Here is a 578-nt window from a genome sequence, read left to right on the forward strand (position 1 = left end):
TTTGAAGAATCTAAAGCATCTTGCAATTGATTTTGAATATCAGGGTATTTGCTTAAAGCGTCTTTTAATTGAGTTAATTTACCAACTTCTTTTTCGTATTTTGCTTTTTCTTTTTCAATTTTAGCGTTTTCAAAGTCTTTATTTGCTGTTTTTAATGCTTGCGTAGCTTTTTCGTAAGCTTTACGTTGCTTATCTAAATCATCGCCAGCTGCTGCAAGATCTCTTTCTAGTTCATCACCAATTGAGCTTATAGTATTTCTTAATGTTGCTTTAGCTTCTGCGTATGGTTCATCTTGAACATCTTGGGCCAAAGCGTCTAGTTTAGCTTTTTCAGCTTCATAGGCTTTTTTAGCCGCATCGCTTGTTGATTTTTGAGCTTTGTTTAATGCGTCTTGCAATAGTGGTAATTGATCATTAAAATTAGGAGCAATTTGTTTAGCTTTGTCTGCTTCAGGATATCAATTTGTAACACCTTGCGAATCTGGTGTTGCGTCTGTATCTCTACCAACGACTTTATCACTATTTTTTAAAGCATCTAACAACGCTTGTTTAGCATCAGGATAATCATCTAAAGTATT

General features: G+C 34.3%; 1 protein-coding gene. It reads right to left on the bottom strand.

Going from position 1 to position 578, the window contains the following annotated elements:
- Positions 1–578: hypothetical protein (locus N1F73_RS03860; protein ID WP_260360176.1), on the bottom strand; the 578-nt coding region annotated here is incomplete at both ends.

Source organism: Mycoplasma sp. HS2188 (assembly GCF_025209835.1).
GTDB lineage: Bacteria > Bacillota_I > Bacilli_A > Mycoplasmatales > Metamycoplasmataceae > Mycoplasmopsis.